The organism is Streptomyces sp. BE303, from assembly GCF_036290945.1.
Classification (GTDB): Bacteria; Actinomycetota; Actinomycetes; order Streptomycetales; family Streptomycetaceae; genus Kitasatospora.
The window spans coordinates 81,279-97,329 of sequence record NZ_JAQYWZ010000717.1 but is presented as its reverse complement, the minus strand read 5'-3'; the positions used below and the strand labels follow the sequence as shown (position 1 = coordinate 97,329).

Annotated in this window: 10 protein-coding genes; 4 read left to right on the top strand and 6 right to left on the bottom strand. The window is 75.3% G+C overall.

Features of this window, described 5'->3' with window-relative positions; genetic code table 11:
- Positions 1-65: 65 nt before the first annotated feature.
- Positions 66-2,186, bottom strand: coding sequence for a glycogen debranching N-terminal domain-containing protein (locus tag PUR56_RS20845; protein ID WP_329950058.1), 2,121 nt, complete (start codon positions 2,184-2,186; stop codon positions 66-68).
- 786 nt (positions 2,187-2,972) lie between these two features.
- Between PUR56_RS20845 and PUR56_RS20840 the strand changes: the two genes are divergently transcribed.
- Complete coding sequence (locus tag PUR56_RS20840; protein WP_329950011.1) at positions 2,973-4,289, top strand: alpha/beta fold hydrolase; 1,317 nt, start codon at positions 2,973-2,975, stop codon at positions 4,287-4,289.
- An 86-nt stretch (positions 4,290-4,375) separates the two neighbouring features.
- On the opposite strand, the gene PUR56_RS20835 is transcribed toward PUR56_RS20840, so the two are convergent.
- Positions 4,376-6,160 carry a DUF4192 family protein gene (locus PUR56_RS20835; RefSeq protein WP_329950010.1) on the bottom strand — a complete coding sequence of 595 codons (1,785 nt, stop codon included), beginning with the start codon at positions 6,158-6,160 and terminating at the stop codon, positions 4,376-4,378.
- Positions 6,161-6,390: 230 nt separating this feature from the next.
- On the opposite strand from PUR56_RS20835, the gene PUR56_RS20830 reads away from it, so the two are divergent.
- Together PUR56_RS20830 and PUR56_RS20825 are read left to right on the top strand one after the other, a co-directional pair.
- The gene (locus PUR56_RS20830; protein ID WP_329950009.1) at positions 6,391-8,589 is read left to right on the top strand and encodes a RecQ family ATP-dependent DNA helicase; all 2,199 of its coding nucleotides are present in this window, start codon (positions 6,391-6,393) and stop codon (positions 8,587-8,589) included.
- A 368-nt stretch (positions 8,590-8,957) separates the two neighbouring features.
- On the top strand, positions 8,958-9,677 hold the full coding sequence (locus PUR56_RS20825; RefSeq protein WP_329950008.1) for a hypothetical protein: 720 nt from the start codon (positions 8,958-8,960) through the stop codon (positions 9,675-9,677).
- Between the two features lie 163 nt (positions 9,678-9,840).
- On the opposite strand, the gene PUR56_RS20820 is transcribed toward PUR56_RS20825, so the two are convergent.
- The 3 genes from PUR56_RS20820 to PUR56_RS20810 form a co-directional block, all read right to left on the bottom strand.
- On the bottom strand, positions 9,841-10,236 hold the full coding sequence (locus tag PUR56_RS20820) for a hypothetical protein (protein ID WP_329950007.1): 396 nt from the start codon (positions 10,234-10,236) through the stop codon (positions 9,841-9,843).
- A 395-nt stretch (positions 10,237-10,631) separates the two neighbouring features.
- The gene (locus PUR56_RS20815; protein ID WP_329950006.1) at positions 10,632-11,342 is read right to left on the bottom strand and encodes a ribonuclease HII; all 711 of its coding nucleotides are present in this window, start codon (positions 11,340-11,342) and stop codon (positions 10,632-10,634) included.
- Positions 11,343-11,445: 103 nt separating this feature from the next.
- Entirely contained in the window at positions 11,446-12,162 is a 717-nt protein-coding gene (locus PUR56_RS20810; RefSeq protein WP_329950005.1) for a TetR/AcrR family transcriptional regulator, read from the bottom strand.
- A gap of 160 nt (positions 12,163-12,322) precedes the next feature.
- On the opposite strand from PUR56_RS20810, the gene PUR56_RS20805 reads away from it, so the two are divergent.
- Complete coding sequence (locus tag PUR56_RS20805; RefSeq protein ID WP_380360498.1) at positions 12,323-13,870, top strand: MFS transporter; 1,548 nt, start codon at positions 12,323-12,325, stop codon at positions 13,868-13,870.
- A gap of 267 nt (positions 13,871-14,137) precedes the next feature.
- On the opposite strand, the gene PUR56_RS20800 is transcribed toward PUR56_RS20805, so the two are convergent.
- Positions 14,138-15,877 carry a DUF4153 domain-containing protein gene (locus tag PUR56_RS20800; RefSeq protein ID WP_329950004.1) on the bottom strand — a complete coding sequence of 580 codons (1,740 nt, stop codon included), beginning with the start codon at positions 15,875-15,877 and terminating at the stop codon, positions 14,138-14,140.
- Positions 15,878-16,051: the final 174 nt, after the last annotated feature.

The window sequence follows — 16,051 nt, the reverse complement described above, 5'->3', positions numbered from 1 at the left end:
CGGACAGTCCGCAGGAGGGCGGGCCCGGCCGACGGCCGGGACCGCCTCGCGCGGCAGGGGCGGCGTCAGCGGGCGACCAGTTGCAGCTCTGCGGACGCCTCCTCCACCATCGCGACCCCGATCCGGCTGACCCGCACCGAGAACGGCTCGCCCGCGACCCGCAGACCGGTCAACTCCAGCTCTCCGAGCGGCGCGGTGCTGGCCGGGCGGACCAGTACCCGCCCGCCCGGGACATCGGGGCGGACGCCGGCCAGCGCGAACACCGCGTGCGCGGCCCCGGCGGCCGAGACCGCCGCCGGGCGGCAGGCACCCGGGTGCGGCACCGGCGGGCAGCCCGGCGTGCGCTGCTCCCCCGCGTACATCTCGGGCAGCCGGCCCTCGAAGTGGGCCGCGGCGGAGAGCAGACCCTCCAGCAGCGCGCCGGCCTCGTTCTCGTGGCCGGCCTCGGCGAGCCCGGCGATGGCGAGGGCGGTCTCGTGGACCCGTACCGCGCCGCTGCGGTGGCCCAGCGGGTTGAACCGGGGCGACTTGGCGCTCAGCGTGCGCAGCCCCCAGCCGCTGTCGAGCTCCGGCGCGGCCAGCCGATGGGCGAGCAGCCTGGTCTGCTCACGGTCCAGCAGGCTCTCGTGCCGACCGCCCTCGGCCGAGAGCCCCGGGTCGAGGAGGTGGACCAGGCTGGAGGCGACGGCGGGCAGCGGCTGGCCGCCCGGGGCGAGACCGGCGGCCGGACGGCCGCCGGAGAGGTCGTCCACCCAGAACCGGTCGCGGAACCGTGCGCGCAGTCCGGCCGCCCAGCTCCGCCACTCCTCGGCGCCGGGCCGGCCGAAGGCCGCCAGCAGGTCGGCCCCGTGCAGGGCGGCACGGTGCGCCTGGGCCTGGACCTCGGCCCGGGCGGGCACCGGGTGGGCCGACCTCTCCTCGACCGGCCGGCTGAGGTCGGTGACGAAGCCGTCGACCAGGCCCTCGCGCAGCGCCGCGAGCGCGCGCTCGGCGGCCGGGAGGAGCTCGGCGACCTCCTGCCGGGGCAGGCCCCAGCGCCAGGCCTCGGCCAGCACGGTGACGAACAGCAGCGTCGCCTCGGTGGCGGTACAGGTGGGCGGCAGTTCGGGGCCACCGTGCCGCAGGGCCCCCGGCAGCAGACCCTCGGGGCGGTGACCGCCCTGGCCGGGGGCGGGCGCCGGCTGCTGACGGCGGGCCAGGGCCCGGAGGGTGCCGGCGGCGAGCCGGGTGCCGAGCGGCAGTGCCAGCCGGGCCGCCCAGAGCGCGTCGGCCGGGGCGAGCCCGAACCGCCAGGGTGCGCCGGAGGCGGGGTAGAGGTCGGTCGGCCGGTCGGGGTCGGCGAACAGCAGCCCGCCGAGGGCGTCCAGGGAGCGTGCCACCACCAGTGCGGCCCGGGGGTCGTCGCAGCGCACCTCGGGCTCGGCCCAGGGCAGCGGGACTCCGGTGCCCCGACCGCCGGGCGGTCGCGGGCCGGGCAGGGTGGTCTCCAGTTCGGCCCGCAGCTCGACCGACCAGCGGGCCCCGGGCTGGACCTCCAGGTCCCAGCGCAGCACACCGGCGCCGGCCAGGACGGCGTGCGGAGACGGCTGGGCACTGACCGTGGCGCTGTGGGTGGGCCCCGCCCAGCGCAACCCGGAGGACTGCACCTGGCCGGGCAGGTCCGGCGGCCGGTGGCCGGCGGCGATCTCGCCGACCGGGCCGAGGTCGGTGCCGAGCGCGATCTCCAGCGGGAGCCGGGCCGCGCGGCTGCCGGTGTTCCGCACCGTCACGGTCTCGACGCCGTCGGCGTGGCGCAGCCGCTCGACGGTGAGCGCCGGATCGGGGTCGAGGTCGCCGGGGAGCCGGACGGCCCCGAGGAAACGGGCCTGCGCCGCGGTGGTGAGGGTGCCCTGGAGCGGGAGCGGCTCGATCCCGCCGAGCCGCAGCTCCATCCGGGCGACCACGCGGACCCCCGAGCGGTAGAAGCCGTGCAGGCCGTGCCCGCGCAGCTGGCCGTCCGGCCCGGAGGCGGCCATCGCCGGTGCGTTGACGCAGAGCACCGCGTGGTGGGCGGCGGCCGGCTGCGGGCGCGGCGGCGCCGACCGGGCCTGGCCGCCGGGCGCTCCGGGCTGGGCCGGATCCGGTCGGCCGACCGGTCTGGGCGCGCCGACCACACTCTCGGCCGGCATGGCCTGTGGTGGCCTCATCGCGGTCACCGGACTCTCCTCCCCTCGGCGGTCCGGTGGCCGTTCAGGGCCGGTGGGCCGCGAGCATGTTCGATCGCGTGCTGGTGGTGTCTCGGGCCGACGGACCTCTCCGTCGGCCGGTGTGCCGTGCCTGGCCGTACCCGGTACCGGGCCGTGCCATGCGGGACGCGATACCGGGTCGGTATCGGCTCCGCGCCGTTCCCGGGCGTCCCGTCGCGCCCGGTCGTTCACCGGACCCGCCCGGCGCGCCGTCGGGTCCGACGTCCCGCGGCGGCGGTGACGTCATGCCCGGCCGGTGCCCCGCGCGGACCGCTGCCGCGGAGCGGCGGTCCGTTCCGCACCCCGCCGCTCGGGGCCGGCACCGCCACCTGCACGGGTGCCGTGTCGGCCGACCGTCCGGACGGTACTCCGGGCCCGACGGCGGATCCGGACGGGGCGTGGTGCCGGGCCCGGGGCCCCCGGGGTCAACGCCGGAGACCGTCCACAGGTCACGCCCGCCGGCTTCGACCGCGGTACCCGCCCGGGATTCCGGGCGTGCGTGCCGTCGGTTCTCGCGGACCCGCCGGGGCTTTCGCTGTGACTCCGCTCCGGTACCGGTCCGGTGCCGCCTCCCCGCCGTCCTGCGGGCCGTCGAGGCCCGGTCCGTCGGGTGGCCGTCCTGGACGGTGACCGCCGGGCCGGTGCTCGGCCGCGGCCAGGATACGGTGCGGGGATCGCGGCCCCGCCACCGGCAACCCCGGTGGGGGCCGACGCGATCGCTGTGACCAGCAGAGACCGAGGAGTTGTATGTCCACCCCCAGCCGGCTGCCCGGGATTGTCAGCACCGACCACGTCTTCCAGCTGCCCCTCGACCACAGCGCCCCACAGGGCGAGCAGATCGAGGTGTACGCCCGCGAGGTGGTCGCCCCGGGCCGCGCGAAGGACGACGACCTGCCCTGGCTGCTCTTCCTCCAGGGCGGCCCGGGAGGCAAGGCCGGCCGCCCGCTCGGCCGGGACGGCTGGCTGGAGCGCGCCCTCGACGACTACCGGGTGCTCCTCCTCGACCAGCGCGGAACCGGGCGCTCCACGCCCGCGACCCGGCAGACGCTCGCCCGTCGCGGTGGCGCCGAGGAGCAGGCCGACTACCTCGCGCACTTCCGTGCCGACTCGATCGTGCGGGACGCCGAGCTGATCCGCCGCCGGCTGCTCGGCGAGGACCGCCGCTGGAGCCTGCTCGGCCAGAGCTTCGGCGGCTTCTGCACCCTCACCTACCTCTCGATCGCGCCCGAGGGACTGGACCAGGCCTTCGTCACGGGTGGCCTCGCCGGGCTGCGCAGCTCCGCAGACGACGTCTACCGGGCGGCCTACCCCCGGGTCGTCCGCAAGAACGAGGGCCACTACGACCGCTTCCCCGAGGACGTGGCAGGCGTGCGGCGGATCGCCGCCCACCTCTCCGACTCCCCCGCCACCCTGCCCGGCGGCGGGCTGCTCACCGTCCGGGCCTTCCAGGCACTCGGCATGCTGCTCGGCAGCGGCAGCGGCTCCGGCACCCTGCACTACCTGCTGGAGGAGGCCTGGGTGGAGGGCACCGACGGCCCCGAGCTCTCCGACACCTTCCTGGCCGGTGCCGAGGCGCAGCTCTCCTTCGCCCAGGGCCCGCTCTACGCCGTCCTGCACGAGTCGATCTACGGCCAGCGTTCGGTGGACCCCGCCGGCACCGCCTGGTCCGCCGAGCGGGTCCGCGCGGAGTTCCCGGCCTTCGACGCCCGGGCCGCTCTGGAGTCCGACGCGCCGGTGCTGTTCACCGGCGAGATGATCTACCCCTGGATGTTCGACACCGACCCCGCGCTGCGACCGCTGAAGGAGACCGCGGACCTGCTCGCCGCCCGGACCGACTGGCCCGACCTGTACGACCCGGCGCGGCTCGCCGCCAACGAGGTGCCGGTGGTGGCGGCCCTCTACCACGACGACATGTACGTCGACACGGCCGACTCCCTGGCGACCGCCCGGGCCGTCCGGGGGCTGCGGACCTGGATCACCAACGAGTGGGAGCACGACGGCCTCCGGGTCAGCGACGGCAAGGTGCTCGACCGCCTGATCGCGATGGCCCGCGGCGAGGCGTAGCCGCGCCTGCCGGCGAGCCCCGGCCGGTCCCGGCACCCGGCGGGCACCCGGACCGGACCGGGCGGTGCCCGCGCGGGGCTCCCGGATCACCGGGACGTCCGGGCTCCGGCCGGCGCACTCCGCACGCCCCGGCACCGACCTCGACGGGCGGGGGTCGGTGAGACCGGTGCCGCCCAGGGCGAGGAGCGGCTGATCCGTGCCCGCCGGGTGGAGCGCGGCCGCTCCGCCGGGCGGCAGCCCGGCAGCCCCGGCAGGAGACGCGGCACCGGCTCCGCACCGGTCCGACCGCCGCGCACTCGGGCAGCGCCCGACGGCCCCGCGAGGTCCGACGAGCCGGACCGACCGGTCGCATCGACGACTGCGGCCGGCTCGGGCGGGGTCTCCGTCGGATGCCCGGAATCCGGGGCGGCGCCGGGCACCGGGCCGCTCGCTCCTCCGGACGGCGGCGATCCCTCGGGCCGTGCCCGGCGGCCACGCCTGCGACGGCGGCGGGCCTTCGCCGTCGCGGAGCCGCCCGGCCGGTCGGACCCGCCGGCCCGGTCCGGCGGCGCCGGGTCACCCGCTCCTGCCCCGCCCGGCCCGGTGTCCGTCGGCTCCCCACCTGCGGGCTCGGCCTCCGCAGACTCGGTGTCCGGATGATCGACCTCCACGGGCTCGACCGCGACCGGCCCGGCAGCATCGGGGGCCTCGCCACCCGGACCGGTACCGGCCCGCCCGCCGTCGGCCTGAGCCTGAGCCTGAGCGACGGTCGGCCCCACCGCCGACGTCCGCTCCCGCTCGGTGCGGCGGCGGCGCTCCGTCTCCACGCTCGCCAGCAGCGGTTCGACCGTGAAGCCACCGTTGAGCGACTCGTACAGGAGCTGGGCCAGCAGGTAGGACGGCGCGAGACGGAGCGTGTGCGCGAGCACCACACGCGCCGTGGCGGTGTCTCCCGCGACCCAGGAGACCCAGGCCAGCAGGGTGAGCGGCGGCGGCGCGTAGCCCGTGTAGGGCGGCACGCAGCGGGTGGCGAGGAACCGCCAGAGCCGCTGGGCGGACGCCAGCTCGGCCGGCCTGGCGTACTCGGCGGCGCGGTCCCGGATCACCCGGTCCTGGAGCACCAGCAGCAGCCGGGCCGTCCGGTCCTCGTCGAGCTCGACGGCGCCCGCCATGAACGCGGCCACGGCCCCGTCGAGCAGCCGGGCGCTCTCCTCCCGGCCGAGCGACGGCCGCCGCCCCGCCGTCGGACCGCCCTCGGCCCGGGCGATCGCCCGCCGCTGGGGGCCGGCGGCGGGCGGGCCGACCGGCGCCAGCCCGGCGACGATCTCCTTGCGGCTCCCGCGCGGGGCGAGGCCCGCGACGGTGGCAGCCACCGCGACCGGGCCGGGCCCGGGAGCGCTGCCGATCGGGTTGCCCGCCGGATCGCAACTGCACCCGTCACGCCGGCAGAGGAAGGACCACCAGCGACCGGCCGAGACGCAGAGCGCCTCCTTGACCCGCACCCCGCGGCTCTCGAAGGCCAGCCGCAACCGCTCGGCGAGCGGCCGCAGCCGCTCGTCCGTCGGCGGACCGTGATCACGGCCCGGGTCCTGACAGAGGTAGAGGAGGACCTGGACCGGCCGCTCGCCCTGCTGCTCGGAGAGCCCGACCAGCAGGTCGGCCGTCTCCTCGGCGGCGGCCGGCCACTCCTCCGGCGACTCGGGGATGTCCAGCCGGATCACCCCGCCCTGGCGGAGGTCCGGGGATCCGAGACCGACCGCGACGATGCTGTCGTCGGGGAAGAACCCGAGGAGGTAGGGCAGCAGCTCGGCCATGTCGGCCGGGCCCCGCATGGTGATCGGCCGGCCGCCGGGGCCGTCGCCGAAGGGGAGCGCGATGCGTTCGTTGTTCATGGCCGGAAGACTGGCGCAATTCGCCGGAGCCTCCGGATTTTTCTTTTTCCCCTGTGGATAAACCCCGCCTGTGCATAACTCCTCCCTCGTTCGGCTCAACACGCACCACCCTCCAGGGGGACATTTGACGGCCGTTCAGCAGTACAGATGATGAAATACGGCCCCGATCCACCCACGCGTGACCGGCCGCCGTTCGCCGCTTGTCGGCACCTCGGGGTTACATGGACGCCATGCAGCAGCCGAAGACCCACACCACCGCCACCGCCGCCGACCGCGCCGAGGTCCGGACCCGGGCCGAGGCCGTCCTGCGCGAGCTGGCCGGCCCGGGCGCCACGCTCCGCGAGGACCAGTGGACGGCCATCGAGGCGCTGGTCGTCGACCACCGGAGGGCCCTCGTGGTCCAGCGCACCGGCTGGGGCAAGTCCGCCGTCTACTTCATCGCCACCTCCCTGCTGAGGGCCCGGGGCGCCGGACCGACGGTCATCGTGTCCCCGCTGCTCGCCCTGATGCGCAACCAGGTGGAGTCGGCCGCCCGGGCCGGCATCCACGCCCGCACCATCAACTCCGCCAACACCGACGAGTGGGACACCGTCCAGGCCGAGGTCGCCGCCGGGGCCGTCGACGTACTGCTGGTCAGCCCCGAGCGGCTGAACAACCCGGACTTCCGCGACCAGGTGCTCCCGAAGCTCGCCGCCTCCACCGGCCTGCTGGTGGTCGACGAGGCCCACTGCATCTCCGACTGGGGCCACGACTTCCGCCCCGACTACCGCCGGCTGCGCACCATGCTCGCCGACCTCTCGCCGGGCGTCCCGGTGCTGGCCACCACCGCCACGGCCAACGCCCGGGTCACCGCCGACGTCGCCGAGCAGCTCGGCACGGGCACCGGCGACGCGCACGCCCTGGTGCTGCGCGGGCCGCTCGACCGCGAGAGCCTCACCCTCGGCGTGCTCGCACTGCCCGACCCGGCGCACCGGCTGGCCTGGCTCGCCGACCACCTCGACCGGCTGCCCGGCTCCGGCATCGTCTACACCCTGACGGTCGCCGCCGCGGACGAGGTGACGGCCTTCCTGCGCGAGCGGGGTTTCGCGGTGGCCGCCTACTCCGGCCGCACCGAGGACGCCGAGCGCCGCACCGCCGAGGCCGATCTGCTCGCCAACCGGGTCAAGGCGCTGGTCGCCACCTCCGCCCTGGGCATGGGCTTCGACAAGCCGGACCTCGGCTTCGTGGTGCACCTCGGCTCGCCCAGCTCCCCGATCGCCTACTACCAGCAGGTCGGCCGTGCCGGGCGCGGGGTCGACCGGGCCGAGGTCCTGCTGCTGCCCGGCCGGGAGGACGAGGCGATCTGGCGCTACTTCGCCTCGCTGGCGTTCCCGCCCGAGGAGCAGGTGCGCCGGACCATCGACGCACTCGCCGAAGCCGGCCGCCCGCTCTCCACCGCCGCCCTGGAGCCCCGGGTGGACCTGCGCCGCGCCCGGCTGGAGACCATGCTCAAGGTCCTGGACGTGGACGGCGCCGTCCGGAGGGTCAAGGGCGGCTGGACGGCCACCGGGCAGAGCTGGGAGTACGACACCGCCCGCTACGCCAAGGTCGCCGCCTCCCGCGAGGCCGAGCAGCGGGCGATGCGCGAGTACGCGGCGGGCACCGACTGCCGGATGGAGTTCCTGCGCCGGCAGCTGGACGACGAGCAGGCCGCCCCCTGCGGCCGGTGCGACAACTGCGCCGGACCGCTGCACGGTCCGGAGGTCTCGACCGAGGCCCTGGAGGCGGCCCGGGCCTCCCTCGGCCGACCCGGGGTCGGTTTCGAGCCCCGTCGGCTCTGGCCCACCGGGATGGACGCGCTGGGCGTGCCGCTCAAGGGCCGCATCCCGGCCGGAGAGCAGGCCGAGACCGGCCGGGCCCTCGGCCGGCTCTCCGACATCGGCTGGGGCAACCGCCTGCGGGCGCTGCTCGCCGACCAGGCCCCCGACGGGCCGGTCCCGGGCGAGGCGGTGGACGCCCTGGTGACCGTCCTGGCCGACTGGGCGCGCGGTCCGGGCGGCTGGGCCGGCCCGGCCGCGGCCGACGGCGGCCGACTCGACCGGCCGGTCGGCGTGGTGACCATGGCCTCGTCCCGCCGGCCCCGGCTGGTCGGCAGTCTGGGGGCCCGGATCGCCGAGATCGGGCGGCTCCCCCTGCTCGGACAGATCGAGTACGCGACCGGACAGCCCCCGCACGGGTCGCGCAGCAACAGCGCCCAGCGGCTGAACGCCCTGGCCGGTGCCCTCGTCCTGCCGCCGGAGCTGGAAGCGGCGGTGGCGGCCGCGGGCGGGCCGGTCCTGCTGGTGGACGACCTGGTCGACTCCGGTTGGACGGTCACCGTGGCCGCCCGGTTGCTGCGGCGGGCCGGTGCCGGTGCGGTGCTGCCGCTGGTGCTGGCGGTGCAGGGCTGACGGCCGGTCCGGAGCCGATCGACTCATATCACCCGAATGGAGTAATTAAGGAGATCACCGGAACGCGGCCGGCCCCGGCGGACACCGCCGGGGCCGCCACCGGCGGAAAGGCGGGACGGAGTTGCGCGGGACACTTCGCGGCATCCCTCAGGCGGCCCGGATCACGATCCGGCAGCAGTCGGGTAGCACTCGCACGAACGTGGAATATATCCGGCAGAACGTTGGCTTTCGGGCGGCGTTCATCATTTCATCGTTGCCGCTCCCGCCCGGCTACCCTGAGAATCGGACCGTACCCGGAACCCGGTCCCGTCGACCAGGTCTTCGGCGTACGCAGGCACCCGCGCGCCCGTGGGTCGGGAAGGAGGATTGTGATCAACGGCATCGACCGAGGTCAGTATCCCCTCGCCCGGAGCTCCTCGCCCAGACGGGTGCTCGACCTGCAGACCTGGACGGCCTCGGGGATCCCGCTGCTCCGCGATCCGCGCGATTTCGTGCTGGAGCTGCACCAGCGCCACCTGCCCCAGCCCGGCACGGTCGTGGTCGCAGTCCTGGACGCGCTGCACCGGCTGACCGGGTCGGCCTCGTTCGCACCCCGCCCGCACAACGAGGACGGCTGGCTCCACCGCAACGCGATCCTCACGCACCTGCGCCAGGTCGTCCCGCACGACCTGCGCCTTCCCGCCCCGACCCGGACGGCCGTGCTGCTGAGCTGCCGGGAGGGCGCGGCCGGCTGGACCGAGCAGGACGGCGCCTGGATGTGGGCGCTCCAGGACGCGGCCACCCTGCACGGGCTGCGCTGCGGCGCGTACGTGGCCCTGACCCCGGTCGGCTGGCAGATCCTCGGCGACGGACGGAGCGGGCGCAATCCGAACGCGGCTTCATGGGCGGACGGACCGGTCCACACCGTGACGGAACTGCCCCCGCGTTCGGCCCTCGACGGCCAGCGCGGCCAGCGGACACTGCGGCAGGCGGCGCCCGAGCGGCCCCGGCGCGGCGAACGGCCACAGCGGTCCCGCCAGTCCGAACACCCGTGGACACCCGCCCGGGTCACGGCCATCGAGCCGACCCGCCGCACCGGCACCCGCTGACGCGACCACCCGCCCGTCCCGGGTCCGGCGCCTGCACCGGACCCGGCCCACCGGCCGAGCGAGGCGGTCGGGGAGTCCGGACGCCGACCGGGAGTGGCGCAGGCCCCGCGGAAACGTCGAGGCCCGGCACCAGCGGTACCGGGCCTCGAAGATCCGAAGGGTCTCAGGCGGGCAGCCGGCCGCCGGTCGGTGCTCCGGCGCCCGCGAGGGCGGCCGGGGCGGGAGCGGTGCCACCGCAGACCACCAGCAGCGAGTCCGCGTGCTGGAGTGCCTTGGCATGTGCTGCGGCGACGCGGCCGGCCGAGCCGGCAGCGACGGCCAGGACGACGACCGCACGGCGGGCCGGGCGGGTCAGGTCGGCGTCCGCGTAGAACACGTCGCCGCCCTCGGCGAGCTGCGCCCAGTAGCGCTCCTCGCCGAAGGTGAGTTCGTGCTGTTGCCACGGATGCGCCGCGCCGACCGTCAGCACCAGGATGTCTCCCGGGTCACGGCCGGAGTCCAGCAGCCGGTCGACCGTCTCGTCGGCCCGGTCCAGGGCCTCCGCCCCGGTGGCCGGCACATGCCGGATCTCGATCGACGCGGTCCGCGACGGCGGGGGCGGCGGGGTGGGCTTGGGAATCTGGTTCGGGCGCGGCGGCGGCCCCGGACGGTTCGCACGCGCGGGTGCCGGACGCGGCGGTGCCGGACGCGGGCCCGGTACCGGGGCCGACGCGGTGGCGGCCGACGGTACGGCGGTGTTCGCGCTGCCGGTGGCAGGCGTACGGAGGGCGTGTGCGTCCGACTCACGGGGGCTTGGAACGCCGGGGCCCGGGAGGCTCTCGCTGATCTCCGGCTCCTCGGGGAAGACAGGCATACCCGGATATCTATCAAATGCCGGTCGGACGCGCACGGGCGCCCCACCTGTTGGTCACCGCGAACCTCGCGGTCCGGCCCCCGACCCTCCCCGACGGCCCGTCAGAAACCCAGCGCCAGCTGTTCGCCGACCGGCTCCGCCGAACCCGCTCCGCCCACCCCGGGAAGGGGCCGGCTCCGCTTCAGGTGGCGCCATTTGGGCAGTCCGTCCAGATATGACCAGGAGAGGCGGTGGTGTTCGGTCGGCCCGAACTCCTCCAGCGCGGCCCGGTGGACCGGGGAGGGATAGCCGGCGTTGTCGGCGAACCCGTACTCGGGGTGCGCCTCCCCCAGTTCGGCCAACAGTCCGTCGCGGTGGACCTTGGCGAGCACCGAGGCGGCCGACACGCAGATGCACGACTGGTCACCCTTGATCACCGTGCGCACCTGCCAGGGACCGCCGAGGTAGTCGTGCTTGCCGTCCAGGATCACCGCGTCCGGCTCCACCGGCAGCGCCTCCAGCGCCCGGACTGCGGCCAGTCGCAGCGCCGCCGTCATCCCCAGCTCGTCACACTCCAGGGCCGAGGCGTGACCGAGCGCGTACGCGCCGACCCCGTCGGCGAGCACCGGGGCGAGCGCCTCGCGGCGGCGCTCGGTGAGCAGTTTGGAGTCGGTCAGCCCCTCCGGCGGCCGGCGCAGTCCGGTGACGGCCGCGCCGACGGTCACCGGCCCGGCCCAGGAGCCGCGCCCGACCTCGTCGAGACCGGCCACGACCTTGGCGCCGGCCCGCCGGAGCGAGCGCTCGACGGAGTGCGTCGGCGGGACGATGGGCATGTCGGAATCCGTTCAGCTGGGCGGACTCCAGCGTATTCCACCCGCCGCAGGACCCGGGAAGGCCCGGGGCGGGCCGGGAACACCCGCACCCCGGCCCCCGGCCTCAGTTCCGCATCAGCGGGACCATGACCTCGTCCACCAGCTCGGTCGCGAACTCCGGGCCCACCCGCCCGCCGCAGATCTTGACCCGGTACAGCAGCATCGCCGGCGCCAGGTCGGCGACCATCGACGTGACCGCGCCGGGCCGGACGTCGCCGCGCTCGGCGCCGCGCCGGAGGATGTCCAGAATGACCCCCTTGGTCGGTTCGATCACCCGCTGGGCCATGAAGTCCTTGAACAGCGCGGCCTGTTCGTGATCCAACTCGGCCATCAGCGCGTGCATCGCACCACCGGAGCGGGAGTGCACGACGGCGGCGAAGCTCTCGACGAGGTAGAGGAGTTCCTCGCGGGCGGACCCGAGGTCCGGAGTGTCGGAGGGGCGTGGCAGAGTGGAGTCCAGGGCGTCGATGACCAGTTCGACCTTGGAGGCCCAGCGCCGGTACAGCGCGGCCTTTCCGGTCCGGGCTGCCTGGGCGACCCCTTCCATCGTCAGCCGCGCGAACCCGCCGGAGGTGAGCTGGTCGAGCGTCGCATCGAAGATCGCGGTCTCCAGCTCCTTCCCCCGCCGCCGGACCGGTCGACGCAGGGCCTCGGCCGCGATCCGTACGGGACAGGGTCCCGAGGCGGCCTCGGTCGACCGCTCGACGGGCCTCTCGCCCGGCCGTTCGACCGCCCGGCCGGTCGACCGAACCGCCGCCTGGCGCCGCACCAACTGATCCATTGTCACCAACCTTAGGGAACGGTTGCGTTCATAATCACGCCCACGCTATCGTCCACAGTAGTGAACGATTCCGTTCCTTCATAGTCCGCGGGACGCCGCCGGACCGTTCCGGACCCCGGGTCCGGAGTACACGAAGCAGTAGCCAGCAGGGGGCATCAACTTGGCTATCTCCGACACACTCAGCAAGAACTCTCCAACGCAGGGCCGTCAAGGACGGAACAAAAACCTCACCCTGACCGTCATCGCGGCCTCGCAGCTGATGGTGGTGCTCGACGCCACCATCGTGAACATCGCCCTGCCGCAGATCAGGGACGTGCTGAACTTCTCCACGACCAACCTGTCGTGGGTGATCAACGCCTACACGCTGACCTTCGGCGGCCTGCTGCTGCTCGGTGGCCGTGCGGGCGACATCCTCGGCCGGCGCCGGGTCTTCATCGCGGGCACGCTCCTGTTCGGGTTCGCCTCGCTGCTCGGCGGCTTCGCACAGGACGGCGGCATGCTGTTGGCCGCCCGCGCGCTCCAGGGCATCGGCGGCGCGATCTGCTCGCCGACGGCCTTCGCCCTGATCGCCACCAACTTCGAGGAAGGGCCCGAACGCAACAAGGCCTTCGGGGTGTTCTCCGCGGTGGCCGGTTCGGGCGCCGCGATCGGCCTGCTGGCCGGCGGCGTGCTCACCGAGTACCTGGACTGGCGCTGGGTCTTCTTCGTCAACGTGCCGATCGCCGTCCTGATCGCCTTCGCCGCGCCGCGCCACATCGCCGAGTCGGAGCGCCAGGCGGGCCGTTTCGACGTGCCCGGCGCGCTCACCTCGACACTCGGACTGGTCGGCCTGGTCTACGGCTTCATCCGTGCCGCCTCGGACGGCTGGTCCGACCCGCTGACGCTCGGCTCGTTCGCGGCCGGTGTGGTGCTGATGGCCGCCTTCCTGGTCATCGAGACCCGGACCGCGCAGCCGATCACCCCGCTGAAGCTGTTCGCCGACCGGAACCGCACCGGCGGCCTGGTGATGATGCTCTGCCTGGCCGCGGCCATGTTCGGCATCTTCTTCTACATCACGCTCTTCGTGCAGGGCCCGCTGGGCTACAGCCCGCTGAAGTCCGGCTTCGCCTTCCTGCCGATCAGCGCGTCCATCATCGTGGCCGCCCAGCTCGCGTCGAGCCTGCAGGTCAAGTACGGCCCGAAGCCGTTCATGGCCGGTGGTTCGCTGCTGGTCACCATCGGGCTCACCTGGCTGACCTTCATGGACGCGGACAGCGGCTACCTGGACGGCGTCCTCGGCCCCACGGTCGTGTTCGGCTTCGGGATGGGCCTGGTCTTCGTCCCGGTGATGCTGCTGGCCGTCGCGGGCGTCGCCGGGGACGAGACCGGTGCCGCCTCGGGCCTGCTCAACTCGATGCAGCAGATCGGCGGGTCGCTCGGCCTGTCGATCCTGACCACGGTGTTCGCGCACTACGCGACCGCCGAGGCCAAGGTCCAGCTGCCCGGCTTCATGGCCACGGCCACGCCGGAACAGAAGGCCTGGCTGATGGAGAAGCAGGAGTTCCCGCAGGGCACCGGCGCGGCCAACGAGGTCCTCGCCCAGGGCATATCGCACGGCTTCATCGCGGGCGCCGCGCTGGCGGCCGTCGCCCTGGTGGTCGCGGTCTTCGTGGTGAAGGCCAAGGCTTCCGACCTGCCGACGGAGGCCTCCGGCGTCGCGATGCACTGAGCGCGGCGCACCCGCACGGCACTTCACGCACCTCGCACCTCGCACCTCGCACCTCGCACCACGCACCACGCACCACGCACCACGCACCTGATCGGCGGACGCCGGACGGTGTGCGCGGACCGATCCGGCGTCGACCGCCGGAGATGACGGGCCGGCCGGGAGCAGCTCCCGGCCGGCCCGCACGCCTTCTCCCCGCCGGTTCCTGCCCGACCCCGCCGAGCGGCCCCGCGAGGCACCCCGCCGAACGCCCCGCGCCGAGCCCGGGGCTCAGCGCTCGCCGCGGTAGTCGCCGCCGTACAGTCCCAGCCGCGCGCACGCCCCGTCGTCCTCGGCCGAACGGTCCGCCGGCGGACGGGCGGCGAGGATCCGCCGGGCCCGGGACTCGGCCAGGCTGGTGGCGTACCAGGGCGTGTCGTCCGCGAGCCCGGTCGCGAGGACGTCCAGCGCGCAGGTCCGGTGGTCGCCCGGCAGCCGGTCCAGGGCCGGAACCGCGTCGAGCGAGAGGCTCCGGACGTTGCGCAGGTCGATCTGCCCGGTCCGCTCGAAGCGGGCCACGTTCTGCTCCGCGACGACCGCGTCCGGCCCCATCAGCCCGTACAGCGCGGCGGCCGTCGCCGCACTGAGCACGGCGGCGCGCGGCAGCCAGGCCGTCGAGCGGGTCAGGCCGGCCGCGATGAGCAGCAGGAAGACGACGCCCAGCCAGACCTCGACCACCAGGACCCAGAGCCGGAGCGCGGTCAGCCCGGAGGCGTCCACGTAGAACCACATCCGTCCGAGCGCGGAGGCCACCACGGTCAGGGTGAGCAGGCAGAGCGTGCCGAGCAGCAGCCGCGCCAGCCGGCGGTCGGCCTCGGTGCCGCGCGGCGCCCAGCGCTTGGCGAGGGCGACCACGACCAGGGTGAGCACGGTGACCACCAGCAGCTGCCAGAAGCCCTGGCGGGCGTACTCGGAGCGGCTCATCCCGGTGTTCTCCATGATCGAGTCCCGGCCGCCGAGCACCACCACGGCCTGGACCACCGCGAAGGCGCCGAACATCAGGTTGAGCGCGCCCAGCGGCAGGGCCCACTCCAGCCGGCCGCGGGCCCGGCCCGGCGGGACCGGCGTGCGGTCCCAGCGCCGCGGGCCCGCCGCGATGTGGGCGAAGCCCAGCGCGGTCACCAGGCCGATCGTGAAGAGCACGAAGCGGACCGGGAGTTCGCCGAGGTCCACGCTGGGGGTGAGGCTCTCGAACATGTCCGCCATGGCCGCGTCGGCGCCGGCGAAGAGCGCGCCGAAGACGGCCAGCAGGACGGCGGCCACCAGCACTCCCTTGACCACCGGCACCACCCGGCTCCGGCCGGGCACCCTGCCGCCGCGCAGCCCGCTCCGGGCCCAGCGCAGGCCGGGCACGAGGTTCCACAGCACGCCGGGCAGCGCGAGCAGGACACCGGCCCAGCGGCGCCCCCCGTGCAGCGCGAGCGAGGCCAGGCCCAGGGCCCAGACGGTGGACAGCAGGACCGGCCAGCCGGCCTCGTACAGCGCCGGGACGGCGAGCAGGGCGACCGCGAGGGCACTCCACAGGACGGTCCAGCCGCGCACCCGCCGCCCTGCCGCGCGGGCGGCGAGCCCGGCACCCGCGGTGGCGAGCGCGGCGCAGAGGAGCAGGTTGACGCCGAGCCCGTCGATCAGCAACCAGGACGCCAGCAGGCCGGTCAGCAGCGCCGCGAGCAGGGCCCGCCCGGTGGCCGGCGACTTCCGCTCGGGGTCGCTGAGCCGCAGCCACTGGAACGGCTGCGGCACCGGCGCGCCGGGCGCCCGGTAGGGGCCGTACGCGGCCGCGGCGACCGGGCCCGCACCCCACGCACCGGCGGCGCGCGGGGCTGCGCCGACCGCGCCCGGGGGCACGTCCGCGCCGGTACGGCCGCCCGTACCGGCGCCCGGGACTGCCTCGGGGCCGGCGCCGGCTGCGGGTCCTGAGCCCGCCCCGGACGGTGCTCCGTCCGGGGCGGGCGTGGTGGGTCCGGACATGGGTTCCCCCTCAGTGGTCGGGCGGGCGGGCACGCGGAAGCCGCCCTCGGGGCGGTCCGCCGAGCGACGCGGCAGCACGGGGCGTGCGGCGCCGACGGGCGCGCGGAACCACACCGGTGAAGGCGTCAGGAGCCGCGGCCGAAGCCGACTGTAGACCATTCTGAACAAGTTCAA